This window comes from Methylobacterium sp. AC433 (assembly GCF_979253015.1).
Window position 1 is genome coordinate 153,920 of sequence record NZ_CEEDBN010000012.1, and the last position, 6,442, is coordinate 160,361.

The 6,442-nt window shown below is 62.9% G+C and carries 7 protein-coding genes; 5 read left to right on the forward strand and 2 right to left on the reverse strand.

The genetic code is table 11. The features are described 5' to 3' along the window. Positions 1 to 40 precede the first annotated feature (40 nt). The 3 genes from AC0IWM_RS17000 to AC0IWM_RS17010 all read left to right on the forward strand — a co-directional run bounded on the left by AC0IWM_RS17000 (position 41) and on the right by AC0IWM_RS17010 (position 2,820). Positions 41 to 1,111: a hypothetical protein gene (locus AC0IWM_RS17000; RefSeq protein WP_471756924.1), complete on the forward strand. Its 1,071-nt coding sequence runs from the start codon at positions 41 to 43 to the stop codon at positions 1,109 to 1,111. Positions 1,112 to 1,617: 506 nt separating this feature from the next. Then, entirely contained in the window at positions 1,618 to 2,334 is a 717-nt protein-coding gene (locus AC0IWM_RS17005) for a hypothetical protein (protein WP_471756926.1), read from the forward strand. A 159-nt stretch (positions 2,335 to 2,493) separates the two neighbouring features. Then, positions 2,494 to 2,820, forward strand: a complete 327-nt coding sequence (locus tag AC0IWM_RS17010; protein WP_471756928.1) for a 3-keto-5-aminohexanoate cleavage protein — start codon at positions 2,494 to 2,496, stop codon at positions 2,818 to 2,820. On the opposite strand, the gene AC0IWM_RS17015 is transcribed toward AC0IWM_RS17010, so the two are convergent. Together AC0IWM_RS17015 and AC0IWM_RS17020 are read right to left on the reverse strand one after the other, a co-directional pair. After that, positions 2,784 to 4,163, reverse strand: a complete 1,380-nt coding sequence (locus AC0IWM_RS17015; protein ID WP_471756930.1) for a tetratricopeptide repeat protein — start codon at positions 4,161 to 4,163, stop codon at positions 2,784 to 2,786. The genes AC0IWM_RS17010 and AC0IWM_RS17015 overlap by 37 nt on opposite strands. Positions 4,164 to 4,715: 552 nt before the next feature. After that, entirely contained in the window at positions 4,716 to 4,931 is a 216-nt protein-coding gene (locus tag AC0IWM_RS17020; protein WP_056469719.1) for a hypothetical protein, read from the reverse strand. Positions 4,932 to 5,155: 224 nt separating this feature from the next. On the opposite strand from AC0IWM_RS17020, the gene AC0IWM_RS17025 reads away from it, so the two are divergent. Both AC0IWM_RS17025 and AC0IWM_RS17030 read left to right on the forward strand, forming a co-directional pair. Further along, the gene (locus AC0IWM_RS17025) at positions 5,156 to 5,407 is read left to right on the forward strand and encodes a hypothetical protein (protein WP_056220000.1); all 252 of its coding nucleotides are present in this window, start codon (positions 5,156 to 5,158) and stop codon (positions 5,405 to 5,407) included. A gap of 192 nt (positions 5,408 to 5,599) precedes the next feature. After that, positions 5,600 to 6,409, forward strand: coding sequence for a Crp/Fnr family transcriptional regulator (locus tag AC0IWM_RS17030; protein ID WP_471756944.1), 810 nt, complete (start codon positions 5,600 to 5,602; stop codon positions 6,407 to 6,409). The last annotated feature ends 33 nt before the right edge of the window (positions 6,410 to 6,442 follow it).

The window sequence follows — 6,442 nt, forward strand, 5'->3', positions numbered from 1 at the left end:
CTGTTTCCGACCCTTTCTTGCCGACCTCCGAGGCCCCGACGTGCACAGGCAACTTCCGGCGACCCTTCTCCTCGCGCTCACCCTGACGGGCGGCGCCCTCCGTCCAGGGCTCGCCCAGGAGGGCATCAAGCTCCAGCCGCCCGCCGTCCGGGCGGTCTCGGAGCGGATCAAGGATGTCCCCGCCATCGAGGCGGCGGGTCTGGCGAGCCTGAAGCCCGGCACCATCCTGTTCACCGACCATCGCGACGATCCGGCCAAGCCCGAGAACGGCCTCGTGCCCTATCTCGACTGGGGCAAGCTCCGCCCCGGCGAGCGCGCGGTGCTGGCCCCCCATCCGGACTACGCCGAGCCCGACTACGTGCAGACCCTGAACGGGGTCGCCAAGCGCCGGCACGAGACCCTCAAGGTTTACGTGGCGCAGGGGCGCTTCGTGGTGGCCAAGGCCCCGGAGAGCATCGATCTCTCCGCCTACGCCACCCTCGGCTTCGTCTCGAAGATGGACCCGGTGATCAAGCACAAGGCGCTCAACCCCGCCGACGCGACCCCGAACAAGGACCCGGCCGCCGCCTTCGCCAAGCGGCCGGACCGGCCCTGGTGCGAGGTCGGCACCACCTGCATCGAGTCGCGCTACGATCTCGAGGGCAAGCTGCCGCTGGGCGTGAAGCTCGCCAACCGGCTCGAGGACGGGGCCGCGAAGAAGATCGCCGAGTTCGTCGCGTTCCAGAGCGAATTGCGCACCCTCCCCCCGGCGGAGATCGCGGCGCTGGGCAACCTCACCAAGGTCGACACGCCGGTGACCGGCGGGCTGGAGCAGACCATCTTCTGGGTCAACCAGATCCTGCGCTTCGGCAAGTTCCTGGCGGTGTTCCAGCCCATGCCGGGCGACCCGGGCAAGACCGTGGTGACCACCTACATGGCGCTCGCGATCAAGGGCGATGTCCTCGACCGCAAGCAGGAATACGCCCGCGTGCCGGTGCTCAAGAACCTGCTGCCGGCCCAGGTGCTGATGGGCAACTCGTCCTTCAACACCGGTACCTCGATCAGCGCCGGCCTGCCGACCTATGCCCGCAACCGGATGATCGCCTTCGCGGACGCGCTGGCGAAGAATTGAGGGGACGCGCTGGCCTCCTCCCTGTGGGGAGGAGGAGGTGGGGGTGGCTCCGATCAGGTCGAGACCCGACCCGCTTGGCCCTGCGCGGGGCTGCACCCGACCCCTTCCGGAAGGCCGAAAGGTCCGCTTCCGGGCAGTCATACGAAATAACGGCGGCAACTTTGATTTTGATCGGCTGACAGTGCCGACCGGAGATTTATTTAACGGCGCGGATACATCGACGGCTTAGACTTGGTTATAATGCTCGCCGTTTATCAATGGCCAATATTTTGCTTTGGTAGCCATCCTCGCGTCAAGTTTTGCGAAACAGCACTCAAGCGGTCAATATCGACAAGACCTATCATGTACAATTAGCAGCGGACGGCATCTTGTATCTTCTACATGGGCTTGGCATTATCCCGAACGTTAGTAAAGGGCCGCGCTAAATCGGCCGCAGTTTGGGAGGCAATCTGTCAATGCGGACGGTTTCAATTCTGCTTCACGCCGTTTCATTCAGTTCCAGCATCATGGCCAGCAGCATGGCCCACGCCGAACGTCTTGTTCAGTCGTCAACAGAAATGCGGACCTATATCTACCTTCAGGTTGAGGATGACAAACTTAGGAAACTTATACCCGAAGGATGGACCTTAAATCCCGGCACAAAACTACTTCAGGGTGCCAACATTGCCATGGTGTTCATCGAAGGATTGGCCGCAACTGATGCCGAGAACAAGGCAATGCCGTTCCACGACTCGTATGTAGTGGTTGGAGTCCTCGCAAAGCACCTTCGGAGCGGTGTCAGCACGTTCATGGTCGTGAGCGGCTTCATTCCTCAATCGCAGAGTGCGCCGGGTCCGTATGGCGCTTACTCAAATGCGAAGGTGTCTATGAGTAAGGAAGTGAAAACTGACGATACTGTATCAAACAGAAGTGAAAATTGGTCATTTACAACAGATAGTGGCGAGCGTCTAGATTTCTCAACGGAGTTTCAGCTTGGAATCGGCGTCAAATCTCATGTCGAGCCTCATGTCTACTCAGGCATAAAACCAGATTTCTATCGTATATACAAAGTGGATCAGACAACCGACATAGTTCACAGTGCTACGCCCGAGGGAAGAAAAGCCAAGTCGGTCAGCTTCTCCGCGAAAGGTCCTCGACTGGGCAAAGTCTTTGACGGTAGCGAGAAGGTCATCGCTTTGGTTTCAGTGCCTGCGTATCAGAGGGCAATTTTCTTGCCGGAATAGACAAGCGTGGCCTTTGATTAATTCTATAGCTCCGCGGAGTGCGCTTCAAAGCGCAACGCCGACCTCGCCACGCTGATCCTCCACGACCTTGTTCGGCTGAAGCTGTCCCCCTTATAGGCGTGAGGTCAACTTCCGCTTGCCACCCTTCTCGGACGTTCGGTGTGGATACCAAGCGTCAAATTTCTCCTACTAGACCCATGTTTCGACGCCGATCCACAACCGAGGAAACATCGATGTCGTTTCCAGCCGGCGTTCCTTACTCCGGCGGAGCTCGCCCACGTGGTCACTTCGGGCGTGGAGGCAGGTGCGTGCATGGTGCGCCTTCATGTGCGCCTGGCGGAAGGTCGACACCTGCTCGACACAGACGCCTATGCCGACGCGACGAACGCGATTCGGGCCGCCACGGGTGCCAAGGAGGTAATCCAGATCATGAGCGAGGCCCTTGGCTGTTATCTCGGTGTTTCGGACGCCGGTCCTGCTCCATGAAAAGTCAGAGGGTTGGTCGATGGAACGATTTCAGAGGCATCGAATGGTGCCGCCGTTCGGAGACGATCGGAATCAACACGGTCAGCATCTGCTTTGACCTTATCTCCGAGGAGGGCATGGATGCGGCTACGATTGGCGTATGCGGTGCCAAAGGTCGGTTCGAGCCGCACGGCTTCGTTCAGGTCCGACAATGCACCCTTAAGATCGCCTAGCCGCTCGCGAACGATACTTCGGAGATTAAAAGCACCTGCGTCATCGTCCTTCAGACGGATCGCTGCGTCGATTGCTGAGAGGGCAGCAACCGCATCACCTCGATCTAGCAGGCACGCCCCCCGGCCAAGATATGCGCGATCTAGGTTCGGATCACGGACAAGCGCTGCGTTAAAATCAACAGATGCCAAGCTGCAATTATGCTTTCGGTAATGTGCCTCGCCGCGTTCAAGCCTGGCGCGAGCATTGCTCGGATCCAAACGTAAGGCGGCGTCAAGGTCGGTGATGGCACTGTCGAGCCGCCCGAGACCGAGTTTGAGGGCTCCGCGATAACGTAGTGCTTTCGAATATGCTGGGCTCAGCTTAATTGCACTATCCGTATCCGCCAAGGCTCTGGCGGCATCACTGTGCGCTAGCGTGTAGGCGCGATTGAGATAGTACATCGCATTTTGCGGCTCGGCGGCTATAGCAGAATTGAAGTCAGCTCTGGCCTCTTCCTCTTTGCCCAACGCACGATAGACAAGGCCACGGCCATTGAGATACCGCGCCACACCCGGTCCATAAAACAATGCGGCGTTATGTTCTACTAGAGCCCGGCTGTAATCCTTCGCGTGCAGATAGAGCGTGCCGCGGCCCCAATACGCGTCGGCGAAGCGAGGATTGATTTCAAGAGCACGATCGTAGTCGGCTGCCGCCACAGCGTCGCGCCCTTGCCTCTGATAAGCCGCAGCTCGATTGCCGTAGGCAACTGCGGCCTCATTGGGGTGCAGCCCAATGGCCGCACTGGCGTCGCTGATTGCGGCGTCTAATCGCTTCTCAGCAAGGTGAGCGGCGCTCCTGTTCGTGTAGGCCGATGCGTCGGATGGATCGAGCCGGATTACGCTGTCGAAATCCGCAACAGCGTGGACGTAATCGTTTGTCCTTAGATACGCAAAGCCTCGGGCATTATAGGCCGCTGGATCGCTCGGTGCCGTCTTGATGGCTTCGCTGAATGCGATAATGGCTGCCACGAAGTCGCCCTTGGCAGAGAGGGCTCGGCCCCGTTCAAGATCGGTGGAATTACCAAATACGGCACCGATGGCCGCGATCCATATGGTACCAGCAAGCGCCAGATTTCGATGTATGCTCTGCATCGCAGCCTTTCTATTGAGAACCGCTGTGCTTCGTGGATGATGCGACCCGGTGCGCTCCAGTTCCAATGGACTGCCCCGATTCGGTGGCGCAGATTCTAAATTGGTGCATCGTGGGTCTGGAGTTGACCTCGTTTGTGGTCCACGGTCGCCTTTCCACCCTAATGAGCCTCCCGCTTCCGACCCCGAGCCGAAGTTGCCAGAGGGCTGGCGAACGGCTGCTTTGAAGAAGCGCTGATGGCGGTCCGGAAGGCCGGGTTGGGTCGGAGGTGGAACGTCCGCTTCGGGCCGAAAGGCCAGGGTCCGCTCGCCACCCGCAGCAACCCTTCGCAGGGTCGCGCGGATCGGGTTTCGACCCCAGCCTCCGCAGCCCGAGAGTCACCCAGTCATCCCGACGCCGAACCTCTCCCCGCGCGGGGGAGAGGGATGCGCCCTGCGCCCAGGACGGGCGTCAGGGGAGGCCGGCCGCTTCCAGCCCTCAAAGGCGCCGGGCGGGCGGCCCCCCGGGCCGGGCCGTGGGCGGCCCCGGAATGCGCCGGGGCGAACCCCGCCGGCTCAGTTGCCGCGGAAGGCGATCGAGGGAATCGAGGGCTGGGTGTACTGGCGGTTGACGTCGCGGCGGGTCTGGGTGCCGTTGGTGTCGCTGGACTGGCGGTAGTTGCTGGTGTCGAAGGCATCCGAGATGCCGCTGCGCCCGCTCGGGCTGTCGCTGTTGCAGGCGCAGAGCCCGCCGAGGAGGGCGGCGGCGAGGGCGAGGGAGGCGAGGCGCATCGGTGTTTCCTGTGACGAGAGCAGCGTCCGTGGTGCTGCCCGGCCCCCTCGCCCGTCAAGCGAAAGGCTAACGAATCGTCGCCGGTTCCTGCCGCACTGATGTCGCCGTGCCACGAAAATGCTCACCACCTCGGCAAGGAAGCGGCGGTTCGGGGGGTGAAGATGTGGAATCCGGGGGCTCCCAGGCTGGCGCTTTGCCCGCGAACACGCGAGACATAGTGCCAATGAGCAACGTCGTCCCCTTCCTCCGCCGCCCCGCCGCTCCGCCGGTCGTCGTCACCGACGTGGTGGCCGTCGCCGACGATCTCTTCGCGCTCCTGGAGCAGCTGGAGCTCGTGAGCGCCCGGGCCGCCGCCATGGGACGCCCGGCCCGCGAGGTCGAGCGGACGGTCCAGAACCTCCTCGACGCGGTGACCGCGGTGGAGCGGGCGCTCGACTGTATCGGCGAGGGCGACGAGGCCGGACAGGCCCGCTGAGCCCGCAGCGGATCAGTTTTTTTCATCGGCGGACGCCTCTCGGGTCCGGATTTTCAGGCGCTCGTCAAACATTTCGCCGGAGTTCCCATCAAAACGACAAAATTGTCTCAGCAAAAGTCTACTTGTAGACAGACGGATGCGACGGCTCTGCGCTAGAGGCCAGAGAGACAGACGGTGAACACAGCGCGTTGCATGGGCCCGGCCTCCGATCGACTCACGGGCAATCTTCTCCTCGACGGCCTCCGGCCCGAGGACCGCGCCCTGCTCGACCCCCATCTCGACCCCCTGCCGCGGGAGCGCGGCGAATCGCTGTTCCGGGCCGGCAGCGACGTCACCGCCATCGCCTTCCCCTGCCGGCAGACGGTGGTCACCCTCATCGTCGCCATGCGCGACGGCCGCAGCGCCGAGGTCGCCACGGTGGGACGGGAGGGCGCCGTCGGCGGCGTGGTCAGCAGCGGCTTCCTGCCCGCCTCCTCGAACGCCGTCGTTCAGATCGGCGGCCCGATCCTGCGCATGGACGCGCTCCGCCTCCAGGAGGCCAAGCGGCACTCCCCGGCCCTGCGCAACCTGTTCACCCGCTACGCCGACTGCCTGCTCGCCCAGGTCCTGCAATCGGTGGCCTGCAACGCCCTGCACCCGATCGAGTCGCGCTGCCTGCGCTGGCTCCTGACCCTGCAGGACCGCATCGGCACCGACGTCCTGCCCGTGACCCACGAGCTGCTCGCCGCCATGCTCGGGGTGCAGCGGACCTACCTCACCCGCATCCTGCGGGCCCTGCAGCAGCAGGGCCTGATCGAGGTCGGGCGTGGCCGCATCACCGTGCGCAGCCGGGCGCTGGCGGAGATGGCCGCCTGCGAGTGCCACGGCGTCGTCCGGAACCATTACGAGACGGTGCTCGGTGCGGTCTACGATTCCGGCGGCGCCCTCGTGGCGGTGGAGCCGCCTCCCGACCGGCGGGAGACCGAGGCGCCGCGCGAACTCGCGCCGCCCGAACCGGCCTGACCCCCTCTCTCGCGACGATCCGATCCCCCGCCC